The sequence below is a fragment of the Azospirillum sp. UENF 312511 genome, from assembly GCF_058780635.1.
In genome coordinates this window covers 336174-351129 of record NZ_JBSNCG010000003.1, presented here as the reverse complement: position 1 = coordinate 351129, position 14956 = coordinate 336174, and the positions used below count along the sequence as shown (strand labels likewise).

Genomic DNA, 14956 nt, shown 5'->3' with positions numbered 1-14956 from the left:
GGCGGGGGAGGGAATGATGCTTGCGGTGCTGCTGGCGTACGCGCTGCTGTACGCGTCGCCCTACGGGCTGCGCGTGTTGACCGTGGCGGGGGTGTACGCGCTGGCCGCCATCGGGTTCCAGATCGTGTTCGGGCTGGGCGGCGCGCTGTCGCTGGCCCATGGCGCCTTCTTCGGAATCGGGGCCTACGCCACCGGCATCCTGGGCAGCCAGTGGGGGTGGGGCTTCGCCGCGACCTTCCCGGTGTCGCTGCTGGTGCCGCTGCTGCTGGCCCTGCTGGTCGGACTGCCGGTGCTGCGGCTGGAATCCCATTACTTCGCGCTGGCGACGCTGGGCATCGCGCAGGTTGTCCATCTGCTGGCGGTCAACAGCCCCGGCCTGACCGGCGGCGCCAACGGATTGCCGGGGGTGCCGGGCATCGTCCTGTTCGGTTGGGCGGTGCCGCGCGGCGTGCCGCTGGCGGCGGTGGTCTGGGGCTTCGTGGCGCTGGGCGGGTTGCTCGCCTGGAGATTGGCGCGCGGGCGCTGGGGGCGGGCGCTGACGCTGGTGCGCGACGACCCGCTGGCCGCGGGCACGCTGGGGCTGGACGTCGGCGGGCTGCGGCTGGCCGCTTTCGCGCTGAGCGCCGTCTATGCCGGGGCGGCGGGCGCCTTGGCGGTGCACACCCAGCGCGTCGTCTCGCCGGAGGTGCTGGAATTTCCGGTCATGGTCTCCGTCCTCACCATCGCCGTGGTCGGCGGGCGGGGGCGGGTGGTCGGGGCGATCCTGGGGGCGGTGCTGCTGCTCCACCTGCCGGAGTGGTTCCGCTTCCTGGAGCGCAGCTATCTGATCGTCTATGGCGTGGCGCTGCTCGCCACCATCGTGCTGGCGCCGCACGGGCTGACTGGGCTGCTTGACCGGCTGTTCCCGTCCCGCCCGGCGCCGTTGCCCAAGCCCACCGCACCTCCGGAGATGGTCATCCCGACCGGTCCCCTGCTGCGGGTGGAAGGGCTGACCAAGGGTTTCGGCGGGGTGCGGGCGGTGGACGGCGTGTCGCTGACGCTGGAGGCCGGGACCATCACCGGGCTGATCGGCCCCAACGGTTCCGGCAAGACGACGCTGGTCAACCTGATCTCCGGCCTGGAGACGCCGGACGGCGGGCGGGTGCTGATGGGTGGGAAGAACCTGGCTGGACAGCGGCCCGACCGCATCGCCCGCGCCGGGATCGCCCGCACCTTCCAGGCGGTGAGCCTGCCGGAGGGCGCGAGCGTCCTGGCCGCCGTGGCCGCGGCGCGGCTGGAGCGCGACGGCTCGATCGCCCAGGCCGAGGCCCACGCCCTATGGGCGCTGGAGCGGCTGGGCGCAGCGGACCTCGCTGGGAAGCCCTGTGCCGGACTGCCCGCGGCGCTGCGCCGCCGGGTGGAACTGGCCCGCGCGCTGGCCCGCCAGCCCGCCGTACTGCTGCTCGACGAGCCGGCGGCGGGGCTGACCGACGGGGAGAAGGCGGAACTGGCCGGTCACCTGCGCGCCATCGCCGCCACCGGCACCGCGCTGCTGGTGGTGGAGCACGACATGGGCTTCCTGCTGCCGCTCGCCGGCCATGTGCTGTGCCTGGACCAGGGCCGCCCGCTCTACGCCGGCCCGCCGGAGGGGGTGCGCAACGATCCCGCCGTGGTCGCCGCCTATCTGGGGGAGGGGGCGTGATGAGCGAACCTCTCTTGCGCGTGGAAGGGCTGACCGCCGGCTATGGCGGGGCGGTGGCGGTGGACCGGCTGTCGCTGTCCGTGGCGGCCGGGGAGGCGGTGGCCCTGCTGGGCGCCAACGGGGCGGGCAAATCCACGCTGCTGAAGGCCATCCTCGGCCTCGTCCCGGCGACGGGCGGGCGGGTCCGGCTGGCGGGCGAGGAGATCGGCGCCCTCGCCCCGGAACGGCGGGTGCGCCGCGGCCTGGGCTATGTGCCGGAGGGGCGGCGCGTCTTCCCCGGCATGAGCGTGCGCGACAATCTGGAGGTGGCGAGCTGGCTGGGCCGGACCGAGCGCGCGTGCGACCTGGAGCGCGTCTTCGCCCTGTTCCCGGCGTTGGAGGGCAAGGCGGAGGAACGGGCGTGGCGCCTGTCCGGCGGGCAGCAGCAGATGCTGGCGGTGGGGCGCGCGCTGATGGGCCGCCCGCGGGTCCTGCTGCTCGACGAGCCGTCGCTCGGCCTGTCGCCCAAGCTGGCCGGGGAGGTCTTCGCCGCCGTCCGCGCCATCGCCGCGACCGGAACGGCGGTTCTGGTCGCCGAGCAGAGCGCCGCCCGCGCCCTGTCCGCCGCCGGGCGCGTCGTGCTGCTGCGGCTCGGCCGGGCGGTCCATGACGGGCCGGTGGACACCCTTCCCGCCGATGCGGTGCGGGACGCGTTTCTGGGCGGCTGACGGGGCGGGGAAACCGGTTGCCGAGGGCGGCGCCGGACGCAATTCGGCATTGCGGCAACAGGCCGGGATCTTTGTCGTGACTTTCTCGTCTTGCGCTTGCCGATCCCAAACGGCGGGGCTAGCTTCCGGCGTCGCCCCGCCCGTAAGGATTACCTCTGCCATGCTGGACAAAGCCGTCGCTGCTGCACTCTCCTCCCTTCTTCTGCTGGGCGCCGCCGCCGCCCACGCCGATGGGGCGCAGGTGGCGGAGCTGGTCCCCGTGAACCCGCCGACCATGTATTACCCGGCGCCGTCCTCCGGACCGGCGCCGGCGCCCCGCACCGTCGCTCCGTCGGCGCCGTCGGCTCCGGCCGCCGCCGATCCCACCGAGAAGACCGGGCCGGCCGAGCTTGAGGACGGCTGGGAAGGCGGCCCGTCGCGCGACCGGGACGGCAAGTTCGCCTATTGCGCCATCGAGGGCCGTTTCGACACCGGCCATGTCCTGATGATCGCGCGCAACGTCAAGGGTGAGGTCAATCTCGGCATGGGCATCCCGGGCGCCGAGCTGCCGGGCGGCGAACAGTGGAAGGTCAAGGTCGTGGTCGACGGCAAGCTGACGCGCGAGCGCCGCGCGCTGGCGCCAAAGCCGGACATGCTGGTCATCCCCAACGGCAAGGACGAGGAACTCTACACCGCCCTGATGAACGGCAAGGAGGTGGTCTTCGCCTCCGACGCCGACCGCATGGCCTTCGCGCTGAAGGGCACCAAGAAGGTGCTCACCGACCTGAAGACCTGCGTGGACAAGGCCGGCGCCGTTCCGCCCATCGACACCCGCACCAAGAAGGTCGCGACCCGCCCCGACGAATTGCCGGAAGGGCTGGCCGACCTGCTGAAGGCGGCCGGCGTGCGCGACGTTAAGCGCGTGTCGCTGGAGAATGTGCCGAAGGGTGAGCGCCCCGCCGACATGGCCTGGCGCATCGGTCCGATCGTCGGCGGCATCCGCGAGCGGATGGTCGAGGAGGGCTCCAAGCTGGAGGAGCTGTCCGCCGGCTACGTCGATGCCATGAAGAAGCGCTGCGAGGGCGGCACGCCGGCCGCGTCGCTCAGCGCCGTCGAGGATCTGCCCGGTCTGGCGCTGCGCACCGGTTCGGTGGATTGCGCGATGAAGGAGGGCAAGATGCACGTCTCGCTGACCTTCTTCCTGTCGCCGGGCCGCCTGTTCACGATCCTGTTCCATGAGGCGCAGGAGGCTGACATCGGGCTGGCCGACAAGGTGCGCGACAATCTGGCGGAGGTTCTGCGCCGCCTCGCGGTCAACCCGCCTTCCGCCCAGCCTTCGGCTCAGGCGCCGGCCTCTCCGGCGCCGGCCCAGACGGGCAAGCCCTAAGGGGGTAGGACCGCGCCCTGCGGTTGACGGCGCGGAGGCAGGGCACACATTGACCGGCATGCCGGACGACATGACGGGAATCCGGGGCTCCGCGGGGGATGCGGCGGGCGCCCTGACCAGAGCACGAAACCCCGGCCGGCGGTTCCTCAGGGTGCTGACACGGCGGAGCCTGCGCGACAGCGTCCTGAGCGTGCTGATGCTCGCCGGGGCCATCGGCGCCGGGGTCGGGCTGGCCGTCGCCCTGCTGCACGAGGCCGTGGTCTGGACGCAGTCCTTCGTCTTTTCGGTCGCCCATGGGCAGGATCTGGGCGAGGCCGCGCTGTCCGACCCCTGGCGGACCCTGCTGGTGCCGGCCATCGGCGGCCTGCTGCTCGGCGTGATGGTGAAGCTGGTGCGGCGCTGGCGCTCGAACGACATCGTCGACCCGGTCGAGGCGAACGCCCTCTACGGCGGCAAGATGTCCCTGATCGACAGCCTGCGCCTGACCCTGGCGACCCTGCTGTCCAACGGCTCCGGCGCGTCGGTGGGGATGGAGGCGGCCTACACCCAGGCGGGGGCGGGCATTGCCTCGACACTTGGCCAAAAGCTCCATCTGCGGCGGGCGGATTTGCGCACGCTGGTCGGCTGCGGGGCTGCGGCGGCCATTTCCGCCGCCTACGGCGCGCCGCTGGCCGGCGCCTTCTACGCCTTCGAACTGGTCATGGGTGGCTACACCATCGCCACGCTGGCCCCGATCGGGGCGGCGTCGGTCGCCGCGGTGGCGGTGGCCCACTGGCTGACCGATCCGTCGCCGGCCCTGTTCTTCGGCCGCCCGGTGGCGGTGGAGGGCTGGGACTATGTCGCCTGCGGGGTCCTCGGCTTCCTGGCCGGCTGGCTCAGCATCCTCGCCATGCAGGCGGTGACGGTGGCCGAGCGCGGTTTCCGCGCGCTGCCCATTCCGGTCTGGGGGCGCCCTGCGCTGGGCGGGCTCGCTCTTGGCGCGCTGGCCCTGGCGGTGCCGCAGGTGCTGGGGGCCGGACCCGGCGCCGATCCGTCGCAGCTGGCCCGCGGACTGGAGGCCATGGCGATCCTGCTGGTCGCCAAGATCGTCGCGTCGGCCCTGTCGCTCGGTTCGGGCTTCCGCGGCGGGCTGTTCAGCGCCTCGCTGCTTCTCGGCGGGCTGTTCGGCGGGCTGGCCTATGGGGTGGTCGAACTGCTGGTGCCGGGGCTGGGGCTCGACCGGATGCTGCTGGTGCTGGCCGGCATGGGGGCGGTGGCCGCCGGCATCATCGGCGCGCCGGTCACCATGGTGCTTCTGGTGCTGGAGGCGACGCAGGATTTCTGGGCGGCGTCCGGCGTGCTGATCGGCGTGGTGGTGTCGACCACCGTGGTCCGGCAGGCCTTCGGCTATTCCTTCGCGACGTGGCGCTTCCACCTGCGCGGCGTGCCGATCCGCGGCGCCTACGACGTCGGCTGGGTGTCGGAGCTGACGGCGATGCGGCTGATGCGCGGCGACGTGAAGACGATCCTGACCACCCAGACCCTGGACACGCTGCGCCGCTTGCACCCGCTGGGCGCCGCCAAGACCGTCTTCGCGGTGGAGCCGGACGGGTCCTACGCCGGCATCATCGACATGGGCGCCGTTCACGACCCGTCGCTCGGCGACGAGGACGCAAAGACGCCGGTCGGCGAGTTGGCCAAGCACGCCGACGACTTCCTGCGGCCGGGCGACGACGTGCGCAGCGTGCTGCAGCGCTTCTGCAGCGCCGAGGTGGAGGCCTTGCCGGTCGTGACGTCGCCCACCGACCGCCGGATCGTCGGCTACGTCACCGAGGCCTACGCCCTGCGCCGCTACAGCCAGGAGCTGGAGCGGCAGCGCGGCGAGGAACTGGGGGAACGCAGCCTCTACGGGCGGGACTGACCGCCCGTTTGGCGGCTGTGGTCAGTACACCTCCGGCACCCAGTTCTGCTTCGACTTCTTCGGCCGCTTGTAGCCGTCGTCGCTCTGCCGCGGCGGCAGGTCCAGCTCGACCGGGGCGATGTCCTGGTAGGGGATCTGCTGCAGCAGATGGTGGATGCAGTTCAGCCGCGCCTTCTTCTTGTCGTCGGCGTCGACGATGTACCAGGGGGTCAGCTTCTTGTCGGTGTGCTCCAGCATGGCGTCCTTGGCCTTGGAATACTCGACCCAGTGCTTGCGCGATTCGAGGTCCATCGGGCTGAGCTTCCAGCGCTTGATCGGGTTGCGCATCCGCTCGGTGAATCGCTTCTCCTGCTCCTCGTCGCTGACCGAGAACCAGTATTTGATCAGGATGATGCCGGACTGGACCAGCATCTCCTCGAACAGCGGGCAGGCGCGCAGGAACTCCTGGTACTCCGCGTCGGTGCAGAAGCCCATGACATGCTCGACGCCGGCGCGGTTGTACCAGCTGCGGTCGAACAGGACGATCTCACCCTTGGCGGGAAGCTGCGCCACGTAGCGCTGGAAGTACCATTGCCCGCGCTCCTTCTCGGTCGGCGTGCCGAGCGCCACGATCCGGCAGACGCGGGGGTTGAGGCTTTCGGTGATGCGCTTGATGACGCCGCCCTTGCCGGCGGCGTCGCGCCCCTCGAACAGCACGCAGACCTTCAGGCCGTTGACCCGCACCCATTCCTGCAGCTTGATCAGCTCGAACTGCAGGCGGGCCAGTTCGTCGATGTACTTGACCTTCTTGCCGCCCTTCGCCGCCTTGCCGCCGCCGAGGCCGCGCCAGTGGGATTCGATGGCCGCGACCTCCTTGGCGTCGCGCAGCACCTCACCGCCGGTGGCCGGCACGCCGAGCCCGAGGTCCTTCAGCTTCAGCGCCTTGCGCTTCTTCCGCGGCTTGTCCTCCGCCCCGGCCTCGGCACCCGTCTTGACCTCGTCCATCGAACGCACCCTGCTTATTGTTTTACCCGCGAACCAACGCTAGGAGATGCCGGCGCGTCAGGCAACCGCCCGCACGCCCACCGCGACGAAGTGACCGAGGCCAAGGGCGCCGGCGGTCAGTCCTTCTCCTTCGCGTCGAAGGTCAGGTGGACGCCCAGCACCTCCGCGGCGATCCGGGCGACGGTCAGGTCGATGGGCGGCGGCGCGACGTTGACGCCGCGGCTCAGCGCCTCGGTGACGATCTCCATGACCTTCAGGCGGGCGTGCCATTTGGAGTTGGCGGGGACGACCTGCCAGGGTGCCGCCTCGGTCGAGGTCTTCTCGAACATCGCCTCGATGGCCTTGCTGTAGTCGTCCCAGCGGGCGCGGTTGCGCAAATCCTCCTCGGTCAGCTTCCAGCGCTTGTAGGGGTTGCTCAGCCGCTCGCGGAAGCGGTTGAGCTGCTCGTCCGGCGTGATGTGCATGAAGATCTTGATGATGCGGACCCCGTCATCGGTCAGCATCTTTTCGAACTGGTTGATCTCGTCGTAGGCGCGCTTCCATTGCTCCTTCTCGGCGAAGCCCTCCACCCGCTCCACCAGCACGCGGCCGTACCAGGAGCGGTCGAAGATGGCGAAGGTGCCGGGGGCGGGCAGCTTGGTCCAGAAGCGGTAGAGGTAGTGCTTGCCCTGCTCGTCCGCCGCCGGGGCGCCGATCGGCCAGACATGGAAGCCGCGGGGATCGAGCGGTTCGGTCAGGCGGCGGATGCAGCCGCCCTTGCCGGCGGCGTCCCAGCCCTCGAACACCAGGATGGCCCGGCGCTTCTCGTGCCAGTAGGTCTGCTGGATGTGCAGCAGGTCCTTCTGGAGTTTGGCGAGGCGGCGTTCGTAGTCGTCCTTGCTGCCGATGCCTTCCGCCGTCATATCGAGCTTGTCGAGACGGATCTTGCCGTTTCCGTTGCCCATGCACGCACCTTTCGAAATGTCTGGCCCAAGTGTTTTGGCCCAAGTGTCAGGTTTCGGAACCTTCGCGCTTCGCAGGGGTTGAGCGCGTGCGCCCCGCAGGGCGCGCGTTGCAACCTCGCGATGGTCCTTCCGGTGATGGTCCTTCGGCCGGTGACGGTCTTCTGGACGATCCACGGGAGGCGCCACGCTTGTCAACCAGCGGCGACCGGCTGGCGTGCCGCTGCCGACCAGGAGGAATTCCCCGATGGCCACCGCCGGACCGCGCATCTACAACCTGTTTCCCACGCTCGTCGGCCCGATGCGCGACTGGGCCGGGCATCTGCCCCGCATCCAGGGGATGGGCTTCGACTGGCTGTTCCTGAACCCGATCCACTATCCGGGCTTTTCCGGCAGCCTCTACGCCGTGAAGGACTATTACCGGCTGCACGACCGTATCCAGGGCGGCGCGCCGGAGCATCCGGACGAGCTGCTGCGCGGCTTCATCGCCGAGGCGGGGCGGCACGGCCAGTCGGTCATGCTCGACCTCGTCATCAACCACACCGCCAAGGACGCGATCCTGGTCGGCGAGCATCCGGACTGGTACCGGCGCGACGCCAACGGCGACCTCTACAGCCCGCGCGCCGTCGACCCGGTGGACCCGTCGCGGGTGACCATCTGGGGCGACCTCGCCATGCTCGACTACGAGCGGGCGGAGGTTCGGGCGGGGCTGACCGACTATTGGACGCGCTACCTGCGCCATTACATCGGGCTGGGCGTGAAGGGCTTCCGCTGCGACGCCGCCTACCAGATCCCGGCGGAGGTGTGGAAGACGCTGATCGAGCGCTCCCGCGAGGCCGATCCGGAGGTCAAGTTCTTCGCCGAGACGCTGGGCTGCACGGTGGAGCAGGTGCGCGACCTCTGTGGAGCGGGCTTCGACTTCCTGTTCAACAGCGCCAAATGGTGGGACTTCAAGTCCGACTGGCTGCTCGACCAGTATGACGAGTTCCGCTGGATCGCCCCCTCCATCGCCTTTCCGGAAAGCCACGACACCGACCGTCTGGCGGCGGAGGTCGGCAGCCAGGACACCGAGCGGCTGGCCGCCCAGCTGAAGATGCACTACCTGTTCGCCGCCTCCTTCTCGACCGGCGTGATGATGCCGGTGGGGTTCGAATACGGCTTCACCCGCAAGCTGGACGTGGTGAACACGACGCCGGACGACTGGGAGCAGCCGAAGCTGGACCTGACCGGCTTCATCGGTGCGGTCAACGCCATGAAGGCGGACAGCCCGGCGCTGAACGTCGAAGGGCCGCAGCGGCGCGTGACCTCGCCCCACAACCCGGTGATCGGGCTGATCCGTGAGACCAGCGGCTGGGCCAACGGGAGCGGGGAGGGCTGTTCCGTCCTGCTCATCAACCCCGATGAGAACCAGCCCCACGCCATCGACCCCGGTCCGCTGCTGGCCAGCACCGGCGGCGGCTTCGCCGATTTCGAGGACGTGACGCCGGAGGCCGCACCGCTGCCCTTCGAGCCGGGCCGCGACCTGCGTCTGCGCCCGCTGGAGATGCGCGTCTTCCGCGCCCGCCCGGCGCAGAGCCGCCCCATCGAGCTGAACCATCTGGGCGAGCGCGGAGCGGAGCACGACTCCGCCACCCGCGCTTGGATGGACGAGCTGGCCTCCCGCCGCGTCACCATCGAGAACGTCTATCCGGAACTGGACGGCGGACGCTTCCCGGTCAAGCGGGTGGTCGGCGACGTGATGGAGGTGTGGGCGGACATCTACACCGACGGCACCTTCGTGCTCGGCGCCGCCGTCACCTACCGCCCGGTCGACGAGGAGGAATGGCGCGAGGTGCCCATGACCTTCTTCGACAACGACCGCTGGATCGGTAAGCTGCCGCTGACCCGCAACACGCGCTACCAGTACAGCATCCTGGCGTGGCGCGACGTCTGGGAGAGCTGGCGTGCCGACTTCAAGAAGAAGAACGACGCCGGTCTCGACGTCGGGCTGGAGCTGATCGAGGGCCGCCGCTTCGTCGAACACGCGGTTGGGCTGAACGAGGGCGAGGGCCGCGCCGCGCTGGAGCGGGTGGTCGAGCGGATGAACAGCCTGCAGGGGGCGGAGCTGACCGCCTACGCCCTGTCGGACGAGCCGCGCCAAGCCATGGCCAAATATGGGGAGCGGCAGTATCTGTCCCGCTACGGCTGCGATCTGGAGGTCTATGTGGACCGCACCGCGGCCCGCTATTCGGCGTGGTTCGAGATATTCCCGCGCTCGGCCTCCCCGGACCCGTCGCGGCCCGGCACCTTCGACGACGTGTCGAACATGCTGCCCTTCATCCGGGGCATGGGCTTCGACGTGCTGTATTTCCCGCCGATCCACCCGATCGGGCGCAGCTTCCGCAAGGGGCGCAACAACACGCTGAACCCCGGCCCGAACGATCCCGGCGTGCCCTACGCCATCGGTGCCTCGGAGGGCGGGCACGCCGACATCGACCCGATGATCGGCGACTTCGAGGGCTTCCGCCGGCTGGTCAAGGAGGCGCGGCGGCACGGGATCGAGATCGCGCTGGACTTCGCCGTCCAGTGCTCCCCCGACCATCCCTGGATCAAGTCGCACCCGCAGTGGTTCTATTGGCGCCCCGACGGCACGATCCGCTACGCCGAGAACCCGCCCAAGAAGTACCAGGATATCGTCAACGTCAGCTTCTACCGCGAGTCCTACCCGGACCTGTGGTACGCGCTGCGCGACGTGGTGCTGTTCTGGTGCGACGAGGGGGTGCGCATCTTCCGCGTCGACAACCCGCACACCAAGCCCTTCCCCTTCTGGGAGTGGATGATCCGCGAGGTGCAGGACCGCTTCCCCGACGCGCTGTTCCTCGCCGAGGCCTTCACCCGGCCCAAGCTGATGCGGCGGCTGGCGAAGATCGGCTTCACCCAGTCCTACAGCTACTTCACGTGGCGCAACACCAAGGCGGAGCTGACCGAGTATCTGACGGAGCTGACCCAGGGCGAGTCCAAGGACTATATGCAGCCCAACTTCTTCGCCAACACGCCGGACATCCTGCCGCCGATCCTGGTCCATGGCGGACGGCCCGCCCACATGATGCGTGCCGTGCTGGCCGGGACCTTGTCGGGCGTCTACGGCCTCTATGCCCCGTATTTCGTCTGCGAGGCCGACCCCTATCCGGGCAAGGAGGAGTACAACCACTCCGAAAAATACGAGATCCGGCACTGGGATTGGAACAAGCCCGGCAACATCGTCGATTACGTGACGCGGCTGAACAGGATCCGCGCGGAGAACCCGGCGCTTCATAAGTTCACGAACCTGAAGTTCTACAACGCCTACGACGACAACATCCTGCTCTACGGCAAGATGACGGAGAGCAGGGACAACGTGATCCTGATCGCGGTGAACCTCGACCCGCACAACGGCCATGGCGGCACCATCGAGGTTCCGTTGTGGGAACTGGGGCTGGACGATGGCGCCCATGTCCAGGTGGAGGATCTGTTCACCGGCCAGCGCTTCACCTGGATCGGCAAGTTCCAGCATGTCTGGCTGGACCCGCAACAGAACCCGGCGGCGATCTGGCGCATCCGCCCGCCGGGGCGGTGAGAAGGGGGGAGCGTAGGGCCCCCACCCAAACCCTCCCCCGCTTTGCAGGGGAGGGCTTAACTCCTCCCCCTGCGCAGCGGGGGGAGGTCGGGAGGGGGGCTCGCCGCAACCACTCCCCACACCACCGCCTCACCGAAACTCTGGCATTCCCGCCCAGCCCAAGCTAGAACCCGGCCGGTCCGTGACGGTTCTTCCTGGCGAGGGACGGGTGCAGTACCGACTCGACGACGAGGCGTCCCTGTGTTCGATCGACATCCTGGCTCAGGCGGTCGAGCGCATCTGCGTCAAAGGCGTGCTGGAGCTGCGCATGCTGCGCAACGCGCTCCGCGAGGCCGCCACCAGCCCCACCCCCGACGCCGTCAAATTCGCCTTCGCCATGTTCTCGCGGGTGGACGGTGACTACCGCCGCCTGATCGCGCACGAGGCGCTGACCCTCGCGACAGAGCAAAGGGGGCGTTACGCCGCCCCGCGGCCGCGGGCGGTGCGCCGCCCGCGGATGCTGTAGTCCGCTCAGGCCACCGCCAATTCGAAGTCCATGACGGGCGTCGCCTCCAGCCGTTCCACCGCCGGGCGGGCGAACAGATAGCCCTGCATCAGCGTGATCCCCAGATCGCGCAGTACCCTCGCCTCGCCGGGCGTTTCGATGCCCTCGGCCACCGGGGTGATCCCCAGATCGCGGCACACAGTGAGGATCGCGCTGACGATGCTGCGGCGGGTGCGGTCGGTGTCGATGGAGCGGGTCAGCTCCATGTCCAGCTTGATGATGTCCGGCTGGAACTCGGCGAGCAGGTTCAGGCCGGAATAGCCCGATCCGAAATCGTCGATGGCGGTGTGGAAGCCCTGGCGCTTGTATTCGGTGAAGATCGACTTCAGATGGGCGCCGTCGACGACCCGCTCGTTTTCCGTCACCTCGAAAATGATGCGCTCCGGCGGGAAGCCGGTGCGCTTGGCGGCGGCGAGCGTGGCGCGGATGCAGGCTTCGGGCTGGTAGACGGCGTTGGGCAGGAAGTTGATCGACAGCCGGGTGTCGGGCTGCTGGCCCATGCCGAGGCTGGCGGCCAACTCGATCGCCTTGACCCGGCAGGCCTGGTCGAAGGCGTAGCGGTTGGCCTCGGTCACCTGGCCCAGCACCCAGCCGGCCCCCTGGCCGTCGAGGCCGCGCACCAGCGCCTCATGCGCCCAAGGCCGCCCGCCGCCGGGCCCATCACCGACATCAACGATGGGCTGAAAGGCCATGGTGAAGTCGAATCCCAATCCCTCGGTGCACTGCCCGCCGCACCCGCCGCCCCTGATCCGCTCCGCCGTCATGCCCGTTTCTCTCTTGGGGTGATTCTATGTTAATTCATTATAGCACGTATATTGTCTCAAATTTATTCGACGCAAGGTGTGACATCGGGTTTGGAAATAAGGCCTATGACGTCGTTACTCCGTTCTTCGTCATTCCGCAGCGGCTTTACTATGCGTCTGGATCGCGGTCCATACGGACAGAGGGGTTGCCGGCATGTCGATGTGGTCGATTCCATAGTCCGACAGCGCGTCCACCAGGGCGTTGATGACGGCGGGCGGCGCGCCGATGGCCCCGGCCTCGCCGGCGCCCTTCATGCCCAGCGCGTTGGTGGTGCTGGGCACGCAGTTCAGCTTGATGCGGATGTCCGGCACGTCCACGGCGCGCGGCATCTGGTAGTCCATGAAGGAGCCGCTGAGCAGCTGGCCGCTGTCCGGGTCGAAGACCACCCGCTCCTGAAGCGCCTGCCCGATGCCCTGGGCGACGCCGCCATGGACCTGTCCCATGACCAGCAGCGGGTTCACCACCGTCCCGAAATCGTCGACGACGGTGTAGCCGACGACCTCGACCACCCCGGTGTCGGGATCGACCTCGACCTCCGCCACGTGGCAACCGTTGGGGAAGGTGTTGGCGGGCGGGGTCCAGCGGGCGACCTCGGTGAAGGCGATGGGGCCTTGCGCCGCCGCTTTGGCGGCCACCTCCTTGAAGGAGACGCTGCGGTCGGTGCCGACGACGCTGAAGCGGCCCTCGACGAACTCGACGTCCACCGCGGCGGTCTCCAGCAGGTCGGCGGCGACCTCGGTCGCCTTGGTCACCACGCGCGCCGCGCCCTCGGCCAGGGCCGCCCCGCCCACCGGGACGGAGCGGGAGCCGCCGGTGCCGGCCCCCCAGGACACCCGGTCGGTGTCGCCCTGCACGACCTCCACATCCTCCGGCGGGACGCCCAGCCGGTCGGCGATGATCTGCTTGTAGGCGGTCTCGTGGCCCTGGCCGTTGGTCTGGGTGCCGATCATCAGGACGATGCGCCCGTCGCCGTTGACCTGCACGGTGGCCTGCTCCGCGCCGCCGCCCGCGCAGGCCTCGATGTAGGTGGCGATTCCGGCCCCGCGCAGCTTCCCGCGCGCCTTCGCCGCCGCCTTGCGGGCGGGCAGGCCGGCGTGGTCGGACAGCTCCAGCCCGTCGCGCAGATTCTGCTCGAATTCGCCGGTATCGTAGGTCTGGCCCATCGGCGTGGCGTAGGGCATGGCGGTGGGTGGGATGAAGTTGCGCCGCCGGATCTCCGCCGGTCCGAGGCCGGTGACGCGCCCGGCATGATCGATCAGCCGTTCCAGCAGATAGGCCGCCTCCGGACGACCGGCGCCGCGGTAGGCATCCACCGGCTGGGTGTTGGTGAAGACGCCTTTCACCCGCACATAGACCGCCGGTGTGGTGTAGGAGCCGACGAGCATCGCCGATCCGGCGTCGGTCGGGATGAAGGGGCCGTAGTTCGACAGGTAGGCCCCCAGATTGGCGACCGTGTCCACCCGCAGCCCGAGGAAGCGCCCGTCGCCGTCCAGCGCCAGCCGGGCGCGGCTGACATGGTCGCGCCCGTGGTCGTCGCTGAGGAAGCCCTCGGTCCGCTCCGCCGCCCATTTCACCGGCCGGTTCAGGCGCCGCGCGGCGAACAGGCAGACCATATATTCCGGGTAGTTGAACAGCTTCATGCCGAAGCCGCCGCCGACGTCGGTGGTGACGACGCGGAATTTCGATTCCGGCAGGCCGAACAGCTGGGCGAACTGCTTGCGCAGCCCGTGCACGCCCTGGCTGGTGACGTAAATGACCAGCCGGCCGGTCTCCGCCTCCACCGCGGCGAGGCAGGCGCGGCCCTCCATCGGGTTGGCGACGACGCGGTTGTTGACGATCTCCAGCTCCACCACGCGGGCAGCCTTGGCAATCGCCGACTCAACCGCCTCTTCCTCGCCCTGTTCCCAGTCGAAGCAGAGGTTGCCCGGCGCCTCCTCCCACACCTGCGGGCGGCCCGCCTCCAGCGCCTCCGCCGTGCCGGCGATGGCGGGCCGGTCGTCGTAATCGACCATCACCAGCTCCGCCGCGTCGCGGGCGGCGTCCAGCGTTTCGGCCACCACCACGGCGACTGGATCGCCGACGTGGCGCGCGCGTCCCTTGGCCAGCGCCGGGCGGGGCGGGGCGACGTAGGGGGAGCCGTCGCGCTGGGTCAGCGCCGCGGCGCAGGGGATCGGCTGGATGCCGTCCGCCTCCAGGTCGGCGACGGTGAAGACGCCGAGCACCCCCGGCTGCGCCGCCGCCTCCACCGCGTCGATCCCGCGGATGTCGGCGTGGGCGTGAGGGGAGCGCACGAAGACCGCGTAGGTCTGGCCGGGAAGCGACACGTCGTCGGTGTAGCGCCCGCCGCCGGTCAGCAGGCGCGCGTCTTCGGTACGGGGGACCGGCTGGCCGATGCCGAACTTCATCATGGGGCGGGGCTTTCCTATGGCGTGGA

10 protein-coding genes are annotated in these 14956 nt (G+C 69.6%); 6 read left to right on the top strand and 4 right to left on the bottom strand.

Annotation, left to right across the window (positions count from 1 at the left end; genetic code table 11):
- The first annotated feature begins 13 nt into the window (after positions 1-13).
- The 4 genes from ACWPN7_RS13030 (at position 14) to ACWPN7_RS13015 (ending at position 5654) form a co-directional block, all read left to right on the top strand.
- Entirely contained in the window at positions 14-1681 is a 1668-nt protein-coding gene (locus tag ACWPN7_RS13030; RefSeq protein ID WP_492273310.1) for a branched-chain amino acid ABC transporter ATP-binding protein/permease, read from the top strand.
- Complete coding sequence (locus tag ACWPN7_RS13025) at positions 1681-2388, top strand: ABC transporter ATP-binding protein (protein WP_459197871.1); 708 nt, start codon at positions 1681-1683, stop codon at positions 2386-2388. Before ACWPN7_RS13030 ends, ACWPN7_RS13025 begins: the two co-directional genes overlap by 1 nt.
- A 160-nt stretch (positions 2389-2548) precedes the next feature.
- Complete coding sequence (locus tag ACWPN7_RS13020) at positions 2549-3754, top strand: hypothetical protein (protein ID WP_451991714.1); 1206 nt, start codon at positions 2549-2551, stop codon at positions 3752-3754.
- A 151-nt stretch (positions 3755-3905) separates the two neighbouring features.
- Positions 3906-5654, top strand: coding sequence for a chloride channel protein (locus ACWPN7_RS13015; RefSeq protein WP_492273309.1), 1749 nt, complete (start codon positions 3906-3908; stop codon positions 5652-5654).
- A gap of 21 nt (positions 5655-5675) precedes the next feature.
- Here the strand turns inward: ACWPN7_RS13015 and ppk2 are convergent, their stop codons facing one another.
- Both ppk2 and ACWPN7_RS13005 read right to left on the bottom strand, forming a co-directional pair.
- Positions 5676-6638, bottom strand: a complete 963-nt coding sequence (gene ppk2 / locus ACWPN7_RS13010) for a polyphosphate kinase 2 (RefSeq protein ID WP_198129148.1) — start codon at positions 6636-6638, stop codon at positions 5676-5678.
- A gap of 116 nt (positions 6639-6754) precedes the next feature.
- A complete protein-coding gene (locus tag ACWPN7_RS13005) occupies positions 6755-7582 on the bottom strand; it encodes a polyphosphate kinase 2 family protein (RefSeq protein ID WP_014240025.1) in 828 nt (275 codons plus the stop codon).
- 244 nt (positions 7583-7826) lie between these two features.
- Here ACWPN7_RS13005 and ACWPN7_RS13000 point away from each other — a divergent pair, with 244 nt between their 5' ends.
- Complete coding sequence (locus ACWPN7_RS13000) at positions 7827-11174, top strand: maltotransferase domain-containing protein (protein ID WP_459197870.1); 3348 nt, start codon at positions 7827-7829, stop codon at positions 11172-11174.
- Positions 11175-11355: 181 nt separating this feature from the next.
- The gene (locus ACWPN7_RS12995) at positions 11356-11679 is read left to right on the top strand and encodes a hypothetical protein (protein ID WP_144243480.1); all 324 of its coding nucleotides are present in this window, start codon (positions 11356-11358) and stop codon (positions 11677-11679) included.
- 5 nt (positions 11680-11684) lie between these two features.
- Here the strand turns inward: ACWPN7_RS12995 and ACWPN7_RS12990 are convergent, their stop codons facing one another.
- Both ACWPN7_RS12990 and ACWPN7_RS12985 read right to left on the bottom strand, forming a co-directional pair.
- On the bottom strand, positions 11685-12482 hold the full coding sequence (locus ACWPN7_RS12990; RefSeq protein WP_103040736.1) for an EAL domain-containing protein: 798 nt from the start codon (positions 12480-12482) through the stop codon (positions 11685-11687).
- Between the two features lie 129 nt (positions 12483-12611).
- Complete coding sequence (locus ACWPN7_RS12985) at positions 12612-14930, bottom strand: xanthine dehydrogenase family protein molybdopterin-binding subunit (protein ID WP_459197869.1); 2319 nt, start codon at positions 14928-14930, stop codon at positions 12612-12614.
- Between the last annotated feature and the right edge of the window lie 26 nt (positions 14931-14956).

Excerpts from the sequence above, each read along its gene's own strand:
- ACWPN7_RS13030 (WP_492273310.1), top strand. The coding sequence starts at position 14 with ATGATGCTTGCGGTGCTGCTGGCGTACGCGCTGCTGTACGCGTCGCCC.
- ACWPN7_RS13025 (WP_459197871.1), top strand. The coding sequence starts at position 1,681 with ATGAGCGAACCTCTCTTGCGCGTGGAAGGGCTGACCGCCGGCTATGGC.
- ACWPN7_RS13020 (WP_451991714.1), top strand. The coding sequence starts at position 2,549 with ATGCTGGACAAAGCCGTCGCTGCTGCACTCTCCTCCCTTCTTCTGCTG.
- ppk2 (WP_198129148.1), bottom strand. The coding sequence starts at position 6,638 with ATGGACGAGGTCAAGACGGGTGCCGAGGCCGGGGCGGAGGACAAGCCG.
- ACWPN7_RS13005 (WP_014240025.1), bottom strand. The coding sequence starts at position 7,582 with ATGGGCAACGGAAACGGCAAGATCCGTCTCGACAAGCTCGATATGACG.
- ACWPN7_RS13000 (WP_459197870.1), top strand. The coding sequence starts at position 7,827 with ATGGCCACCGCCGGACCGCGCATCTACAACCTGTTTCCCACGCTCGTC.
- ACWPN7_RS12990 (WP_103040736.1), bottom strand. The coding sequence starts at position 12,482 with ATGACGGCGGAGCGGATCAGGGGCGGCGGGTGCGGCGGGCAGTGCACC.
- ACWPN7_RS12985 (WP_459197869.1), bottom strand. The coding sequence starts at position 14,930 with ATGATGAAGTTCGGCATCGGCCAGCCGGTCCCCCGTACCGAAGACGCG.